1 protein-coding gene is annotated in these 251 nt (G+C 44.2%); it reads right to left on the bottom strand.

Annotated elements, in window-relative coordinates; all coding sequences use genetic code 11:
• Positions 1-205, bottom strand: a 205-nt coding sequence (locus tag ACVHXK_RS18945) for a F0F1 ATP synthase subunit gamma (RefSeq protein WP_461207953.1), incomplete at its 3' end; no start/stop codon positions are given.
• Between the last annotated feature and the right edge of the window lie 46 nt (positions 206-251).

Raw genomic sequence — 251 nt, 5'->3', positions numbered from 1 at the left:
CAAGCATCGGGTGTTTCGCGTTTTTCGCGCCTTTTCCGACGTTAAACACAACCTCCTGGATCTTATCCATATACGGAGCAAATGACTTCGCGTTGGTTTCCGCACGGTTCAGCTTCGCAGCGGATACCATCTGCATGGCTTTTGTAATCTGGCTTGTTTTTTTCGTTGACGTGATCCTTGACTTAATATCGCGTAATGAGGCCAAAGATTTCACCACCTTTATTCTTCATTTGCGTAAAAAGAGAGAAAAA

This window comes from Clostridium sp. DL1XJH146, from assembly GCF_054819755.1.
This window is presented reverse-complemented; position numbering and strand designations above follow the sequence as displayed.